General features: G+C 71.6%; 11 protein-coding genes. 2 read left to right on the forward strand and 9 right to left on the reverse strand.

Features of this window, described 5'->3' with window-relative positions:
• Nucleotides 1–61: 61 nt before the first annotated feature.
• From MKK53_RS08455 to MKK53_RS08465, 3 genes are all read right to left on the reverse strand, one after another.
• The gene (locus tag MKK53_RS08455; protein WP_243928247.1) at nucleotides 62–1,753 is read right to left on the reverse strand and encodes a methyl-accepting chemotaxis protein; all 1,692 of its coding nucleotides are present in this window, start codon (nucleotides 1,751–1,753) and stop codon (nucleotides 62–64) included.
• 245 nt (nucleotides 1,754–1,998) lie between these two features.
• On the reverse strand, nucleotides 1,999–3,867 hold the full coding sequence (locus MKK53_RS08460) for a glycoside hydrolase family 15 protein (RefSeq protein WP_243928248.1): 1,869 nt from the start codon (nucleotides 3,865–3,867) through the stop codon (nucleotides 1,999–2,001).
• 104 nt (nucleotides 3,868–3,971) lie between these two features.
• Nucleotides 3,972–5,198, reverse strand: a complete 1,227-nt coding sequence (locus MKK53_RS08465) for an acyl-CoA dehydrogenase family protein (protein ID WP_243928249.1) — start codon at nucleotides 5,196–5,198, stop codon at nucleotides 3,972–3,974.
• Between the two features lie 137 nt (nucleotides 5,199–5,335).
• Between MKK53_RS08465 and MKK53_RS08470 the strand changes: the two genes are divergently transcribed.
• Together MKK53_RS08470 and MKK53_RS08475 are read left to right on the forward strand one after the other, a co-directional pair.
• A complete protein-coding gene (locus MKK53_RS08470; RefSeq protein ID WP_243928250.1) occupies nucleotides 5,336–6,055 on the forward strand; it encodes a response regulator in 720 nt (239 codons plus the stop codon).
• Entirely contained in the window at nucleotides 6,052–7,467 is a 1,416-nt protein-coding gene (locus tag MKK53_RS08475) for an ATP-binding protein (RefSeq protein WP_243928251.1), read from the forward strand. Before MKK53_RS08470 ends, MKK53_RS08475 begins: the two co-directional genes overlap by 4 nt.
• 224 nt (nucleotides 7,468–7,691) lie before the next feature.
• On the opposite strand, the gene MKK53_RS08480 is transcribed toward MKK53_RS08475, so the two are convergent.
• From MKK53_RS08480 to urtA, 6 genes are all read right to left on the reverse strand, one after another.
• On the reverse strand, nucleotides 7,692–9,848 hold the full coding sequence (locus tag MKK53_RS08480) for a methyl-accepting chemotaxis protein (protein ID WP_243928252.1): 2,157 nt from the start codon (nucleotides 9,846–9,848) through the stop codon (nucleotides 7,692–7,694).
• Nucleotides 9,849–10,074: 226 nt separating this feature from the next.
• Nucleotides 10,075–10,770 carry an urea ABC transporter ATP-binding subunit UrtE gene (gene urtE, locus MKK53_RS08485; RefSeq protein ID WP_243928253.1) on the reverse strand — a complete coding sequence of 232 codons (696 nt, stop codon included), beginning with the start codon at nucleotides 10,768–10,770 and terminating at the stop codon, nucleotides 10,075–10,077.
• Between the two features lie 184 nt (nucleotides 10,771–10,954).
• The gene (gene urtD, locus MKK53_RS08490) at nucleotides 10,955–11,743 is read right to left on the reverse strand and encodes an urea ABC transporter ATP-binding protein UrtD (RefSeq protein ID WP_243928308.1); all 789 of its coding nucleotides are present in this window, start codon (nucleotides 11,741–11,743) and stop codon (nucleotides 10,955–10,957) included.
• A 14-nt stretch (nucleotides 11,744–11,757) separates the two neighbouring features.
• Complete coding sequence (gene urtC / locus MKK53_RS08495) at nucleotides 11,758–12,903, reverse strand: urea ABC transporter permease subunit UrtC (protein WP_243928254.1); 1,146 nt, start codon at nucleotides 12,901–12,903, stop codon at nucleotides 11,758–11,760.
• Nucleotides 12,904–12,994: 91 nt separating this feature from the next.
• Entirely contained in the window at nucleotides 12,995–14,569 is a 1,575-nt protein-coding gene (gene urtB / locus MKK53_RS08500; protein WP_243928255.1) for an urea ABC transporter permease subunit UrtB, read from the reverse strand.
• 280 nt (nucleotides 14,570–14,849) lie between these two features.
• Complete coding sequence (urtA, locus tag MKK53_RS08505; RefSeq protein WP_409564295.1) at nucleotides 14,850–16,145, reverse strand: urea ABC transporter substrate-binding protein; 1,296 nt, start codon at nucleotides 16,143–16,145, stop codon at nucleotides 14,850–14,852.
• Between the last annotated feature and the right edge of the window lie 119 nt (nucleotides 16,146–16,264).

Below are 16,264 nucleotides of genomic sequence, written 5' to 3' on the forward strand. Positions count from 1 at the left end.
CGCAAGACGCCCCCCGCTCGATGGAGCGGGGGGCGTCTTGCGGTCGACGGGTGTGGGGCGGTCAGGCCGCGCGGACGGTGTCGAGGAAGCGGGCGACCTCGTCGCTGAGGTGCTCGGACTGGCGGGACAGTTCGCCCGAGGCCGACAGCACCTGCGCCGCCGCCGCGCCGGTATCCTCCGAGGCGCGGGCCACGCCCACGATGTTGCTCGTCACCTCCGTGGTGCCGGAGGACGCCTGGGCGACGTTGCGGACGATCTCCTGCGTCGCCGCACCCTGCTGCTCCACCGCCGCCGCGATGCCGGTGGCGACCGTGTTGATCTCGCGGATCCGCCCGGTGATCGCGCCGATCGCCGTCACCGCCCGGTCGGTGACCCCCTGGATCTCGCCGATCTGCCCGCCGATCTCGTCGGTGGCCTTGGCGGTCTGGTTGGCCAACTCCTTCACCTCGGCGGCGACCACGGCGAAGCCCCGGCCCGCCTCCCCGGCCCGGGCCGCCTCGATGGTGGCGTTCAGGGCGAGCAGGTTGGTCTGCGAGGCGATGTTCGAGATCAGCCCGACCATGTCGCCGATCCGGGTCGAGGTCTGGCGCAGGGCCTGGACCAGGGCGGCGGTCTGGTCGGCCTCCTGGACGGCGGCCTGGGCGAGTTCCGCCGAGCCCTGGACCTGACGGCCGATCTCCTGGACCGAGGAGCCGAGTTCCTCCGCCGCGGCGGCCACGGTGCCGACGTTGGAGGCGGCCTCCTCGGCGGCGGCGGCCACGGTGGTGGATTGCGCGGCGGTCTCGGCGGCGGCCGAACTCATCTGCTGGGCGGTGGCCTGCAGCTCGGTGGCGGAGGACGAGACCATCCCGACGATCCCGCCGACCGCCGCCTCGAACCCGTCGGCCAGCTCGACCATGGTGCGCCTGCGCTCCCGGGCCGCCGCCTCGTCGGTGAGGCGCTTCATCTCGGCCTGCTCGGCGGCCTTCTGCGCCACCATCTGCTTGATGCCCTCCACCGCCTTGCCCACGGCGCCGATCTCGTCGCCGCGCTGAGCCTCGGCGATCTCCGCATCGACCTCCCCCTGCGCCATGCGCTGGAGCACCGCGACGAGGCGGCCCAGCGGGCGGGTGATGCCGGCGACGGCCACGAGGACGGCGGTGACGAACCCGGCGAGGATGCCGAAGCCGCTGATCATCATCAGGGTCATCCGCGTGGTGTTGGTCTGGGTCGTCAGGTCCGCCGAACCGCTCTGCATGGCGGAGCGGATGTCGTTGCCGAGGGTGTTGCCCTCCTCGACCATGGCCGCGAAGATCGGGTCGATGGTCCGGTGGACGAACTCGATCGCGTCCGCGTTGCGGTTCGCCATGCCGAGGCGGCGGACCTCGGTGACGTCCTTGAGGTAGCGGTGGATCCGCTCGGCCTGGGCCTCGATGCGGCCGGTGAAGCCCGGGGCCTGCCGGCGCAGCTCCCCCAGCGCCTTGTCCATCGCGGGCACCGCCGCATCGAAGCCGGCGCTGGCGGCCTTCATCTGCGCGTCGTCGGTCTCCGCGATCACCCGGTAGACCCAGTAGTTCATCTCGAACATCAGCCGGTTCACCCGGCGTGACGTCGCCGCCGCCTCGGCCTCCTGTGCGATGAAGGCACTGTAGCCGTCGTCGATCTGGCTCATGCGCCCCTGCGCGTACCAGATACAACCCCCGACGATCAGGCCGATCAGCCCGATCACAGTCGCGATTTTCGTCAGAACCTTCAGATCGGCCAAGCGGGGCATTCGTGGTCTCCATTGAGTACCACTACGATGGTCCGAGGAACTTAATAACGGAATTACGATGCTTGTCGGACGGACAATTCGATGAACCGAATTCAGTCATCCGCGCATTCGGATGAGTTGTAATAAACGGCGAGTTGCACAACTTGCGGAAATCTTGGCCATCCGCGATCGAGCCGACGGGGCGCAGGCGTGGGTCCGGCGTCTTGCTCGCGCCGGACCGGCCACCGCCCCGGCGGGCCAACCGGTCACTCCGCCGCCCGCCTCTCGGGGGCCGCCGCCCCGTCGTGCACGAGGCCGAACCGGTCGATGGCGGAATCGAGCCGCAGGGCGGCGTTGATCAGCGCCATGTGGGAGAAGCCCTGCGGGGTGTTGCCCCGCTGCTCCCCGGTCGCGGGGTCGATCTCCTCGGCGAAGAGGCCGACATCGTTGCCCCGGGCGATCAGCCGCTCGAAGGTGGCCTTGGCCTCCCCCGTGCGCCCGTCGAGGGCGAGGCAGCCGACCCGCCAGAAGGCGCAGGCCGTGAACGCACCCTCGTCGCCCTCGAACCCGTCCTCCATCCGGTAGCGGTAGATCAGGTCGCCGACGCCGAGTTCGCGCTCGATGGCGGAGAGCGTCGCGCGCAGGCGCGGATCGGAGGGGTCGATGGCCCCGAACACGGCGGCGCGCATCACCGCCGCGTCGAGGTGGTGCGAGCCGTAGGCCCCGGTGAACGCGCCGCGCTCCTCGCTCCAGCCCTTGTCGAGGTACTCGGCGCGGACCTCGGCGGCGGCCTGCTCCCAGGCCGCGATCTTCTGCGCGGGCACGCCCTCGATGTTGCGGCCGATGCGGGCGGCGTCGGTGAGCGCCACCCAGATCATCGCCTTGGTGTGGAACTGCTGGCGCGGCCCGGTGCGCAGCTCCCAGATGCCGTTGTCGGCATCGTGCCGGTGCCGGATCGCCCGGGCGGTGAGGTTGTCGAGCACCTGCGGCAGGCGGTCGTTCACCTTCTCCGGCGGGTCGTAGTCGACCGCCTCCAGGAACACGCAGAGGGCGCGGAGCAGTTCGCCGTAGATGTCGTGCTGGTCTTGGCCCTCGGCGGCGTTGCCGACCAGCACCGGACCGGTCCCGTTCCAGCCCGCGAGGTGGGTGAGCGCCTCCTCCGGGGGGATGTCGTCGCAGACCCCGTACATCAGGCGGGTGTCGCGGCCGTAGGTGGTGTCGCGCTCGCGCAGGAAGCGCAGGAACTCGGCCGCCTCGCGGACGTAGCCGAGCATCACGAAGGCCGTCACCGTGAAGGCGGCGTCGCGCATCCAGGTGAAGCGGTAGTCGAAGTTGCGGTTGCCGGGCACCGCCTCGGGCAGGCCGGCGGTGGCCGCCGCGACGATGCCGCCGGAGGGCGAGTAGGTGAGGAGCTTCAGGCACAGCGCCGAGCGCAGCACCGCGTCCCGGTAGGGGCCGCGATAGGTGCAGTAGCCGCTCCAGCGGCGCCAGTAGCCCTCCGTCGCGGCGATCCGCGCCTGCGCCCCCGCGAGGTCGTCGATGCCCGCGCCCTCCCTGTCCTCGCCGTGGGTGAGGACGAGGTAGGCGGTCTCCCCCGCCGCCAGCCGGAAGGACACCGTGGCCGCGTCGCCCGCGATCCGCGGGCAGGGCTCGGCGTTGACGCGCAGGCGGCAATCCCCCGCCTCGAACAGCACCGAGCCCTGCGCCTCCATGGGGGTGCAGCCCCGGCGGGCGTAGTCGAAGGTCGGGCGCACGGTGAAGCGGCCCTCGACCCAGCCCTCCTCGCAGGTGAGCAGGCGGATCAGCCGGCTCTCGCCCTCGCCGTCGGGCCCCTCCTCGGGCTCGGGCGCGGGGGGATTGACGGGCATCGCATCGACGAGGCGGGCGCGGCCGGTCCCGGTCTCGAAGGTCGTCTCGAGGATGTTGGTCTCGGGCCGGTAGCGGCGATGGCTGTCCCGCAGGCCGTCGAAGGCGAGGGAACAGGAGCCGCCCTTCTCGTCGTCGAGGAGCTTCAGGAACAGGGCCGGCGAATCGTGGCGCGGCCAGCACAGCCAATCGACCGAGCCGTCGCGGGCGATGAGCGCGCAGGAATGGGTGTCGCCGACGAGGGCGTAGTCGCTGATGGGTTTGGACACGATGATTCCGGTGGCGGCCGCCGCATGGGCGGGGCGATCCCTCCCGGCTGAGGTAGCCGGCCAGGGGGGATGGGGGAGTCCGGCTCGACGATTCGCCGCACGGGTCAGGGCCGCGGCAGCATCCGGTCGCTGACGATCCGCCGCTGGATCTCGCTGGTGCCCTCGAAGATGGTGGTGAGCCGCGCGTCGCGCCAGTAGCGCTCCACCCGGCGCTCGGTGGTGTAGCCGTTGCCGCCGTGGAGCTGCATCGCCTGGTTGGTGACCTTCACCGCCATCTCGGTGGCCAGCAGCTTCACCATGGCTGATTCGGATTCGGCCGCCTCGCCCTGGTCGAGGAGGTGGGCGACCTGCTGCCAGAACGCCCGGGCCTGGGCCACCTCGGCGGCCATGTCGGCCAGGGCGAAGCGCAGGGCCTGGAAGTCGCCGATCGGGTGGCCGAACTGCACGCGCTCCTGCAGGTAGAGCTGGCAATCCTCCACCGCCGCCCGCGCCACCCCCACCGCCCGGGCGGCGGTGTGGACCCGGGCGATGTTGAGGCCCCGCTGCACGGAGGCGAAGCCGCCGGAATCGGCATCCGCCCCCTGGTCGCCGTAGAGGCCGGTGAGGCGGTCGCTCTCGGGCACCCGCACCCCGTCGAGGTCGAGTTCGAAGGTCTCGAACCCGTGGTAGCCGATCTTGTCGATCACCCGGCCGGACACGCCCTCGGGGAAGGTGCCGGGCTCCTTGAGGACGAGGAAGGGCTCCAGCCCGGCCGAGCGCGACTCGCCGGGCTCCGGGTCCCGGGTCCGGGCCAGGACCTCGATGAAGTGGGCCCCCTTGGCGAAGCCCGCCCAGCGCTTCCGGCCGGTGAGCACCCAGGTGTCGCCCTCGCGCACGGCGCGGGTCGAGACCCCGGCGAGGTCCGAGCCGGCCTCGGGCTCGGAGAGGGAGATGGAGCCGATCCACTCGCCCCGGGCCGAGCGGCGCATCAGCGCGGCCCGGCGGTCGGGATCGAGGGTCTGGGTGCCGAGCCCCTGGCCCCGGGCCAGGATCGAGCCGACCGACAGCCACGACCGGGCGAGCTCCTCGGAGACGAGGCAGTACTCGAACACGCCGAGCCCCATCCCGCCATGCTCGCGGGGGATGGTGATGCCGAACCAGCCCTTCTCCGCCATCGCCGCGATGAGCGCCCGCGGCATCTCGGCCTTGTGCCGGTCGAGGGCGTCGGCCAGCGGCAGCACCGTGTCGCGGGCGAAGTCCCGCGCCTCGGCCTGGAGCGCGGCGCGGGCCTCGGTGCGCCACGGGGAGGCCAGTTCCGGCGGCTGCGGTTGGATGCGTGCGGTCCCTGTCATGGCCGGTCCCCGTTCTGTCTCAGGGGGCTGGAAACACCGGTTTACAAAATGGTTCCCCCGCCGATCTTCGAATATCGGCGCGACCGCGGCATAATCAGCCGATGACACTCGCCGATCCACTCTTAGAATCCCGCGCGATGACCGCACCGGCCACGCCCCATATCCTCGTGGTGGAGGACGACCGAGAGATCTCGGCGCTCGTGGCGCGGTATCTGCGCGGCAACGACTGCCGGGTGACGCTGGCCGGCGACGGCCGGGAGATGGACCGGGCGCTCGGCGAGGCGCGGATCGACCTCATCGTCCTCGACCTGATGCTGCCGGGCGAGGACGGGTTCAGCCTGTGCCGCCGCCTGCGCGAGACCTCGCAGGTCCCGATCCTGATGCTCACCGCCAAGTCCGAGGAGGTCGACCGCATCCTCGGCCTGGAACTCGGGGCCGACGACTACCTCGCCAAGCCCTTCAACCCCCGCGAGCTGCTGGCCCGGATCCGGGCGATCCTGCGCCGGGTCTCGGCCGAGGCGCCGGACCCGGACGAGCGCAAGCGGCTGCACTTCGCCGGCTGGACCCTCGACGTGCCCCTGCGCCAGCTCTTCAGCCCCGAGGGCGCCCGGGTGGCGATCACCGGGGCCGAGTTCGACCTGCTCCACGCCCTGTGCCTGCGGCCGGGGCGGGTGCTCTCGCGCGACCAGCTCCTCGACCTCACGCAGGGCCGCGCCGCCGGCCCGTTCGAGCGCAGCATCGACGTGCTGGTCTCGCGCATCCGCCAGAAGATCGAGCGGGACACCCGCAACCCCGAATACATCCGCACCATCCGCTCGGGGGGCTACCTGTTCACCCCCGAGGTCACGCGGTCATGACCCTCGGGAGCCTGCGCGCCCGCCTGCGCCCCCGCAGCATCGCGGGGCAGATCGCGCTGCTCGTCGTGGCCGGCATCGCCGTGGCGCACGTGGTGGCCACCACCGCCTTCTTCCTCCTGCACGAGCCCCAGGACCCCGACACCCTGCCCGGCGTCGCCGCGGCGCGGGTGGGCGTGCTGGCCCGCCTCCTCGACGCGGCCGAGCCCTCGTCGCGGGCCGCCCTGATCGCCGCGGGCGCCCGCTCCCTGCCCCTGGTCGCGGTCGGCACCTGGGACGGCGAGGCGCCCCCCGGCGCCAAGCCCGCCCCCGACCGGGCGGTGATCCGCCGCCTCCGGGCCGCCGCGGGCCGCCCCGTCGTGGTGACGGACCTCGAGCCCTCCGAGGAGGACCGGCGCCTGCATGTCGGCATCGTCACCGGCAACGGGGCGATGCTGCGCGCCACCCTCGCCGACGACCCCCTCCGGCCGCCGCGCCAGGGCGCCCTGATCTTCACCGTCGTGTTCCTGGCGCTCACCCTGGCGCTGCTCTGCGTCTGGGCCACCCGGGCGCTGACGGCGCCCCTCGCCCGGCTCGCGGGCGCCGCGGAGGCGTTCGGCGCCCGGGACGACCACGTCGCCCTGCCCCAGGCCGGGCCGAAGGAGGTGCTCGCCGTCTCCGGGGCCCTCGACCGGATGCGCTCCCGGGTCCGCCGGCTGATCGACGACCGCACGCAGATGCTGGCGGCCATCAGCCACGACCTGCGCACGCCCATCACCCGCCTGCGCCTGCGGGCGGAGTTCATCGAGGACGAAGGCGCCCGGGCGGCGACGCTGCGCGACCTCGACCAGATGAACGCCCTGGTGGAGGCCGCCTTGTCCTTCGTCCGCGACGGGCAGGGCCGCGACGCGGGCAGCCACAGCCTCGTGGACCTCGCCTCGGTGGTGCAGACGGTCTGCGACGGCTTCTCCGACATCGGCGCCCCGGTGAGCGTGGAGCGCAGCCGCCACGTCCTCGTCCGCGGCCAGCCGGACGAGCTGCAGCGGGCGATCACCAACCTCGTGGACAACGCCGTGAAGTACGGCGGCCAGGCGCGCCTCGTCATGGAGGGCTCGCCCCGGGGGGTGCGGGTCTGCGTGATCGATGCCGGGCCGGGCATCCCGGAGGGCGAGCGGGAGACGATGCTCCAGCCCTTCGTCCGCGGCGACCGGGCGCGGAACCTGAACGCGGCCAGCGGCTTCGGGCTCGGCCTGTCGATCGTCCAGGCCATCGTGGAGGCCCATGACGGGCGCCTCACCCTGGAGAACCGGCCGGAGGGCGGCCTCTGCGCGGCGATCGAGCTGCCGCTGGCGGCGCGCAATTCCGAGGTCCGGACGCCCCATCCCCCCCACGAAGCCCCATCCCGGCAGGAGCCGGAGGACGCCCTGGCCTCGTAGAGCTTCCCCCGACGGGCGGTGAAGGGCAGGGGGATGGAATGGATCGCCCGTCGGGCATCGAACCCCGTCTGTGCGAGCGAAGCGAAGCCATCCAGGGACGCGCGAGGTCTTGAAGCGTCCCGCCCCTCTGGATTGCTTCGCTTCGCCCGCGAAGACGGATGGAGGCGCGGACGACTCGGTCGGCCTCCGGGTACCGGCGCGCGGGCGGCGGCACCCGCGCGGTGTTACGCCGCCCGGACGTTCGCCAGGAACTGGGCGACCTCGGCGCGGAGGCGGTCCGACTGGGACGAGAGCTGGCCGGTGGCCTGGGCGACCGAGGAGGCCGCGCGGCCCGCCTCGTCGGCGACGCGGGCGACCTCGGCGATGTCCGAGGTCATCGCGCTGGTGCCGGCCGAGGCCTGGCTCATGCTGCGCACGATCTCCTGCGTCGTCGCGCCCTGCTGCTCCACCGCCGCCGCGATGCCCGTCGTGGTGCGGTTCATCGATTCGATCTGCGTGGTGATGGAGTGGATCGCCTGGGACGCGCCGTGGGTGGCGGTCTGGATCGAGGCGATCTGCTGGCCGATCTCGTCGGTGGCGCGGGAGGTCTGGGCGGCGAGTTCCTTCACCTCGCTCGCCACCACGGCGAAGCCGCGGCCCGCCTCGCCGGCCCGGGCCGCCTCGATGGTGGCGTTCAGCGCCAGCAGGTTGGTCTGGCCGGCGATGGCCGAGACGATCCGCACCACGTCGCCGATGCGGGCGGCGGCGGCGGAGAGCTCCGCCACCGTCTGCCCCGCGCGCCCGGCCTCGTGGACCGCCGCGTCCGACATGCCGGCGGCCTGCTCCACCTGCCGGCTGATCTCCTGCACCGTCGAGCCCAGCTCCTCGGCCGCCGCCGCCACCGTGGTGACGCTGGCCGCGGTCTGGTGCGCCGCCCCCGCGACGCTGGTCGAGCGACCGGAGGTCTCCTCGACGGCGCGGCGCATGGTGCCGGAGGTGTCCTGCAGGGTCGAGATGGCCCCCGTCACCTCATCGACGATGCCCACCACCGATTGCTCGAAGCGGCCGGCGAGGTCCTGCAGCATGGTCCGGCGCGCCTGCTCCTCCCGCATCCGGGTGGCCTCGGTGGTCCGCAATTGCTGGGCCGCCTCCTCCAGGGTCATGTCGCGGATGGTCACGACGGCGCGGGCGATGTCGCCGATCTCGTCCGCGCGCCGGCTGCCGGGGACCTCGTTCAGGTCCTCCCGGGCGGCGAGCGCCTTCAGGGCGCGGGTGAGGGCGCCGAGGGGGCGCACGATCGACCGGGCGAGGAGCAGGCCGAGGCCGGCGGTGGCCGCCAGGACGCACAGGCCGATCAGCACCAGGGTCTGCGACAGTGACCGGGCATCCGCGACGGCCTCGGCCTGCGCCTGCTCCGCGATCACGGTCCAGGGCGCGCCGAGGACGGAGACCGCCGCGTGGGCGCCCATATGCGCCTCGCCGCCGCCCTCGAAGGTGAAGCCGGGGGCGCCGGTCAGGCTGTCGGCCCGGATGCCGACCGCCGCGAGGGGCGAGCCGGCCTTGGCCGCCTGGCTGAGGGGCGGATCGCTGCGCAGGATCCCGTCCCCGCCGGCGGCCAGCACCTGGCCGGTGTCGCCGAGGCCGGTGCGCTTGGCCAGCACCTGATCGAACAGGGCGGGGGTCACGCGCAGGACGACGAAGCCGATCCGCTCCACCGCCTGCGCGGTGCCCATGGCGACGTTGGCGCGCTTCGCCATCGCCCGGCCGATGAAGGCCGAGGGGCCGGTGCCGACGGGGTAGGGGGCGAAATCCTCGAACAGGACGGCGTTCGCGTCGGCCCCCTTCAGCCGGTCCACGAGGCGGGCCAGCCCGGACGCCTTGAGCTCTCCCTCGGCCGTGGTGGCGGCGAAGTCCTCGCCCTTGGTGGTCGTGTAGACGACGCGGCCGGTCTCATCGAGGAACATCAGGTCGGCGTAGCCCGGCTGGGCCACGAGCTTGCGCCCGATCTCCTGCACCTTGGCGTGGCGGCGCCCGTACATCGACCCGGTGGCGGCGCCGTCGAAGGCGATGCGCTCCTCCACGGTGGCGGGGGCGCGGAACGCCTGCACCACGGCGGCATAGTCCGGCCGGCTCGGATCGAGGGTCTCGATCAGGTCGGGGAAGTTCGAGGCGACCTGGGGGTGGGCCGCCACCGCGACGAAATCCGCCTGCATCCGGTCGGCCATCAGCTCGATGCCGTCCCGGCGCGCCGACGCCGCCAGGAGAAGGCGCTCGCTCGCCGCCGTCAGCAGGCTGGCCCGGGCCGAGTACCAGCTGATGCCGCCCATGGTGGCCGCGCTCAAGAGCGCGAGGCCGATCGTCATGGCCGGCAAGCGGGTGCTCAACCGCGTGGAGACAATCATTACAAAATTCCCGCCGTGAATCGTTCAGCGGAACACTAAAGGGCCGATGTTGCGATTGATTTAAGCGACGGCTGATCTCCACTTCGACAACCGTTCATTGTCGTCCCGAGACACCCGCCGGCGGCATCCCGGGGCCGCCCGCCCGCCGGGGAATGACCGCTCACACGCCATGGCGCCCGCCCGCGAGACCGGCCGCGCCCGGCGGGGCGCCGCGATCCGGGGCGGGTCAGACCGACATCCACCTGAGCACGTCGGCCTCGATCATGCCGGCGCGGGGGCCGGAGAGCACCACCTGCCCGCGGTCCATCACCGCGTAGGTGTCGCAGAGGTCGCGGGCCCACTCGAAGTACTGCTCCACCAGCACGATCCCCATCTCGCCCTTGCCGCGCAGGTAGGTGATCGCCCGGCCGATATCCTTGATGATCGAGGGCTGGATCCCCTCCGTGGGCTCGTCGAGGACGAGGAGCTTGGGCCTCGTCACGAGGGCCCGGCCGATGGCGAGCTGCTGCTGCTGCCCCCCGGAGAGGTCGCCCCCGCGCCGGTGCAGCATGTCCTTCAGCACCGGGAACAGGTCGAAGATCTCGGCGGGCACGTACCGGTCCCGGCGCTTCAGGGGACTGAACCCGGTCTCCAGGTTCTCCTTCACCGTGAGCAGGGGGAAGATCTCCCGGCCCTGCGGCACGAAGGCGATGCCCGCCCGCGCCCGGTCGTAGGGGGCGAGCCCCTGGATCTCCCGGCCCTCCAGGCGGATCGCCCCGCCGCGCACCGGCTGCTGCCCGACGATCGCCCGCAGGAGCGAGGTCTTGCCGACCCCGTTGCGGCCGAGCACCGTCGTGACCTTCCCGGCCTCGGCCCGCAGGGAGACCCCCCGCAGGGCCTGCGCCGCGCCGTAATACAGATCGATGCCATCGACGTTCAGCATGATGGTGGTGTTCCGGCTGCGAATGACCAGCGTTTCCCCTCCACAACCTCATCCTGAGGCGCGGCGTCAGCCGCCGCGGAGGAGGCTTCCAGGGGTCGCCGCAGGCTCTGGAGCCCTCCTTCGAGGCCCTCGCTGCGCGACGGCACCTCAGGATGAGGGGGGAGGCATCGGAGGAACGCGTTCATCACCGCCCCAGATACACCTCGACCACCCTCGGGTCGGCCGAGACCGCGTCGATGGACCCCTCCGCCAGCACCGCGCCCTCGTGCAGGCAGGTGACGCGGCATTGAAGCGCCCGCACGAAGTGCATGTCGTGCTCCACCACCACCACCGCGTGGTCCCCCGCAATCCGCCGGAGCAAGTCGGCGGTCTGGGCCGTCTCGGCGTCGGTCATGCCGGCGACGGGCTCGTCCACGAGGAGGAGCTTCGGGTCCTGGGCGAGCAGCATCCCGATCTCCAGCCACTGCTTCTGGCCGTGGCTGAGGTCCGCCGCCGGGCGCCCCCGGTGGGCGATGAGCCCGACCGTGGTGAGGATGGCGTCGATGCGCTCGGCGGCGACGCGGTTGCGCCAGCCGAACAGGGAGGCCGCCGCCGCCCGCGGCCCCTTGAGCGCCAGGAGCACGTTGTCGGCCACCGTGTGGCTCTCGAACACCGTCGGCTTCTGGAACTTGCGGCCGATGCCGAGGTCGGCGATGGCCGGCTCGTCGCGGGCGAGCAGGTCGTGCTTGCCGTCGAACAGGGCGATGCCGCTGTCGGGCTTGGTCTTGCCGGTGATGCAATCCATCATCGTGGTCTTGCCGGCCCCGTTCGGGCCGATGATCGCCCGCAACTCCCCCGGCAGCAGGGTCAGCGACAGGCCGCGCAGGGCCTTGTAGCCGTCGAAGGTCACGCGGAGATCATCGACGTAGAGCAGCGCCCCCGTCGTCTTCCTGCGGTTGGCCGGGCCCGCCGCCGTGGTGCCCGGAGGGTCGATGACGTCGGTGGCGCTCACGAGCCCTGTCCCTCTTCCGCGAGCTTCGGCGGGATCTCGGGCTCCGGCGGGAGCCTCGCCGCCGCCCGGCGGCCGCCGAACCTCTCCACCAGCGTGCCGACGAGGCCCCGGGGCAGGAACAGGGTCACGACCACGAACAGGGCGCCCAGCGCGAACAGCCACGCATCGGGCATCGCCCCGGTGAGGATGGTCTTGGCGTAGTTGACGATCACGGCGCCGAGCGCCGCGCCGACCAGCGTGCCGCGCCCGCCGACCGCGACCCAGATCACCGCCTCGATGGAGTTGCCCGGCGCGAACTCGCCGGGGTTGATGATGCCGACCTGCGGCACGTACAGGGCGCCGGCCACCCCCGCCATCATCGCCGAGACGGTGAAGGCCAGCGTCTTGAAGTGCTCCGGCCGGTAGCCGAGGAAGCGCGTGCGGCTCTCGGCATCGCGCACCGCGATCAGGATCTTGCCGTAGGCCGAGACGGTCATCACCCGCGCGATCAGGTAGCCCAGCGCCAGCGCGAGTCCGGTCGCCACGAAGATGCCGACGCGGAAGGTCTGGGACTGGACGTTCAGTCCCAGAAAGTCCTTGAAGTCGGTGAGGCCGTTATTGCCCCCGAGGCCCATGTCGTTGCGGAAGAAGGCGAGCATCAGGGCGTAGGTCATCGCCTGGGTGATGATCGACAGGTAGACCCCCGTCACCCGCGAGCGGAAGGCGAGCCAGCCGAACACGAAGGCCAGCAGCCCCGGCACCAGCAGCACCATCAGCGCCGCGAAGGCGAAGTGATCGAACCCGAGCCAGTACCAGGGCAGCTCCTTGTAGTTCAGGAACACCATGAAGTCGGGCAGGACCGGGTTGCCGTAGACGCCCCGGCTGCCGATCTGGCGCATCAGGTACATCCCCATCGCGTAGCCGCCGAGCGCGAAGAACGCCCCGTGCCCGAGGGAGAGGATGCCGCAATAGCCCCAGACGAGATCGAGGCTCACCGCCAGCAGGGCGTAGGCGAGGTACTTCCCGAACAGCGAGACGAGGTAGGTGGGCAGGTGCAGGCCCGCGCCCTCCGGCACCGCGAGGTTCAGCACCGGCACCGCGAGGCAGAACGCCGCCAGCAGGCCGAGGAAGATCGCGCCCTTGAGGTCGATGAGGCGGGTCATGGGGCGGCTCCTCGCACGCACATCTCCCTCCCCCCTCTGCGGGGGAGGGTACCCTGCGGAGCAGGGGGGGAGGGGAAGGCGGCGGACACGCTCACGATTCCACCGCCCGGCCCTTGAGCGCGAACAGCCCGCGCGGGCGCTTCTGGATGAACAGGATGATGAAGATCAGCAGCCCGATCTTGGCGAGCACCGCGCCGACATACGGCTCGGCGAGCTTGTTCACGACGCCGAGCGTCAGGGCCGCCACCAGCGTCCCCCACAGGTTGCCGACGCCGCCGAACACCACCACCAGGAACGAATCGATGATGTAGCCCTGCCCGAGATTGGGCGACACGTTGTCGATCTGCGACAGGGCCACCCCGGCGATGCCGGCAATGCCCGAGCCGAGCCCGAAGGTGAGGGCGTCGACATAGGGGGTGCGGATGCCCATCGCCGCGGCCATCCGCCGGTTCTGGGTGACGGCGCGGGTCTTCAGCCCGAACGATGTCTTCCGCAGCACGAACAGCAGGCCGAGGAACACGGCCAGCGAGAACAGGATGATCCACATCCGGCCCCAGGTGACGGACAGGCCGTAGAAGTCGAAGGCGCCGCTCATGAAGGCCGGGGCGCCGACCTCCCGGTTGGTCGGCCCGAAGAGCGAGCGCACCGCCTGCTGGAGCACGAGGCTGACGCCGAAGGTGGCGAGCAGGGTCTCCAGCGGCCTCCCGTAGAGGAAGCGGATCACGAACCGCTCGATCAGCACGCCGACGAGCCCCGCCACGAGGAAGGCGCAGGGGATGCTGATGGCCAGCGACCACGGGAACAGGGCCGGCGCCTTGGTGCGGATCGCCTCCTGCACGAGGTAGGTCGTGTAGGCCCCGAGCATCACCATCTCGCCGTGGGCCATGTTGATGACGCCCATCACGCCGAAGGTGATGGCGAGCCCGATGGCCGCCAGCAGCAGCACCGAGCCCAGCGAGATCCCGTACCAGACGTTCTGGAGCGCCCCGAGGATCGCGAGCCGGGTCTCGATGGCCGCGATGCCCCGGCCGGCGGCGGCGCGCACCGCCTCGTTCGGGTCGGCGGACAGCCCGCGCAGGATGCCCATGGCGTCGCCGTCGCCCCGGGCCTGGATGGCGGGGATCGCGGCGAGTTTTTCGGATTCGGCCGTGCCGGGCTTGGCGAGGAGGACGGCGGCGCGGGCCTCGCTCATCGCCTGCCTCACGCCCGCGTCCTTCTCCCGGGCGAGCGCCGTGTCGAGGGCGGGCAGGGCGGCGGCGTCCCGGGCCTTGAACACGGCATCGGCCGCCTCCCGGCGCTTGGCCGCCTCGGGGCTCACGAGGTTCAGCTGCCCCTGCGACGCCTCGATGGTCCGGCGGACCCGGTTGTTGGCGCGCACCGGCTTGAGGGAGGGGTCGTCCTGCGCCGGGGCGCCGGTCCGCGCCTCCACGAGCCCGGTGGGCTGCCGGATGAGCAGCGCCTTGTCAGAGGGGCGCACCAGCAGGCGCCCGTCCGACAGGGCCGAGAGCACCGCCCCCGCCCGCGGGTCGCCGCTCGCCGCGAGCCCGGCGACGCCGGCCTCGATCTCGGCGTAGCCGTCGCCCGCGAGCTGCGCGTAGGGGTCGGGCGCCTGGGCGAGCGCCGGGCCGGCGAAGAGCAGGACGAGGAGGGTGAGGAGACGGATCATCGGGTCATTTCGGGTGGGCCGGACGGGATCGTCCCTCCCCCCTCTGCGGGGGAGGGTACCCTGCGCAGCAGGGGGGGAGAGGGGAACGACGGTGCAGGATGTGGCGCGCAGTGCGAACCGTCGCGCGGTGCGATCCCTCCGCCAGCGTCGCTCCCCTCTCCCGACCCCCTTCGGGGGCCACCCTCCCCCGCAGAGGGGGGAGGGGGACCCATCCCGGGCTGGCGCCCGGGATGGATGACCGAAGCCCTCTCCCCGCAGGCGGGGGGAGGGGATGCCGCGGCTACGCCCCGCCGCACTTCTTGGTCTTGGTGTTGAAGTTGCCGCAGTTCAGCTTCACCCAGTCGGCCTCGAGGTCCTTCGAGCCGTCGAGCTGCTTCGACCACGCCTCGCCGGGGATCAGCTTATCGGTCTTCCACACCACGTCGAACTGGCCGTTGCCCTCGATCTCGCCGATGAAGACCGGCTTGGTGATGTGGTGGTTGGGGAGCATCGTGGCGGTGCCGCCGGTGAGGTTCTTCTGCTCGATGCCCGGCAGGGCGGCGATGACCTTGTCCGGGTCCGTCGTGCCGGCCTTCTCCACCGCCTTCACCCACATGTTGAAGCCGATGTAGCTCGCCTCCATCGGGTCGTTGGTCACGGCCTTCGGATTCTTCTTATACGCCTGCCACTTCTTGATGAACTCCTCGTTCTCCGGGGTCTTGATCGACTCGAAGTAGTTCCACGCGGCGAGGTGGCCGGTGAGCGGCTTGGCGTCGATGCCGGCCAGTTCCTCCTCGCCCACCGAGAAGGCGACCACCGGGATGTCGGTGGCCTTGATGCCCTGGTTGCCGAGTTCCTTGTAGAACGGCACGTTGGCATCGCCGTTGATGGTCGAGACCACGGCGGTCTTCTTGCCGGCCGAGCCGAACGCCTTGATCTTCGAGACCTCCGTCTGCCAATCCGAGAAGCCGAACGGGGTGTAGTTGATCATGATGTCCTCGGCCGGAACCCCCTTGGACTTGAGGTAGGCTTCGAGGATCTTGTTGGTGGTGCGGGGATAGACGTAATCCGTGCCCTCCAGCACCCAGCGCTTGGCGCCGCCGCCATCCTCGGACATCAGGTAATCCACCGCCGGGATCGCCTGCTGGTTCGGGGCGGCGCCGGTGTAGAACACGTTGCGCTCGCTCTCCTCGCCCTCGTACTGGACGGGGTAGAACAGGATGTTGTCGAGCTCCTTGAACACCGGCAGCACGGACTTGCGCGACACGCTGGTCCAGCAGCCGAACACCGCCGACACCTTGTCCTTCGCGATCAGCTCGCGGGCCTTCTCGGCGAAGAGCGGCCAGTTCGAGGCGGGATCGACCACCACCGGTTCCAGCTTCTTGCCGAGCACGCCGCCCTTGGCGTTCTGCTCGGCGATGAGCATCAGCATCGCGTCCTTCAGGGTGGTCTCGGAGATCGCCATCGTGCCGGACAGCGAGTGCAGGATGCCGACCTTGATGGTGTCGTCGGCCCGTGCGGCGCCGGTGGCGAGCGCGCTCAGGGTGAATCCGGCGGCCAGGGCGGCGGCCGAACTCCAGGTCTTCCAAGCTTTCACGGTCTTCCCCTCGTCGTCTGGACGCGACGGCCGACGGAGGCAATGCCCGTGCCAGTTTTTTGGGCAGGGGACGGATCGGGGGCGCGGGCGGCCTTCATCCCGGCGCGGTCCGGTCTCTG

Origin of the sequence: Methylobacterium sp. J-076, assembly GCF_022829405.1 — a bacterium.
Taxonomy (GTDB): domain Bacteria; phylum Pseudomonadota; class Alphaproteobacteria; order Rhizobiales; family Beijerinckiaceae; genus Methylobacterium.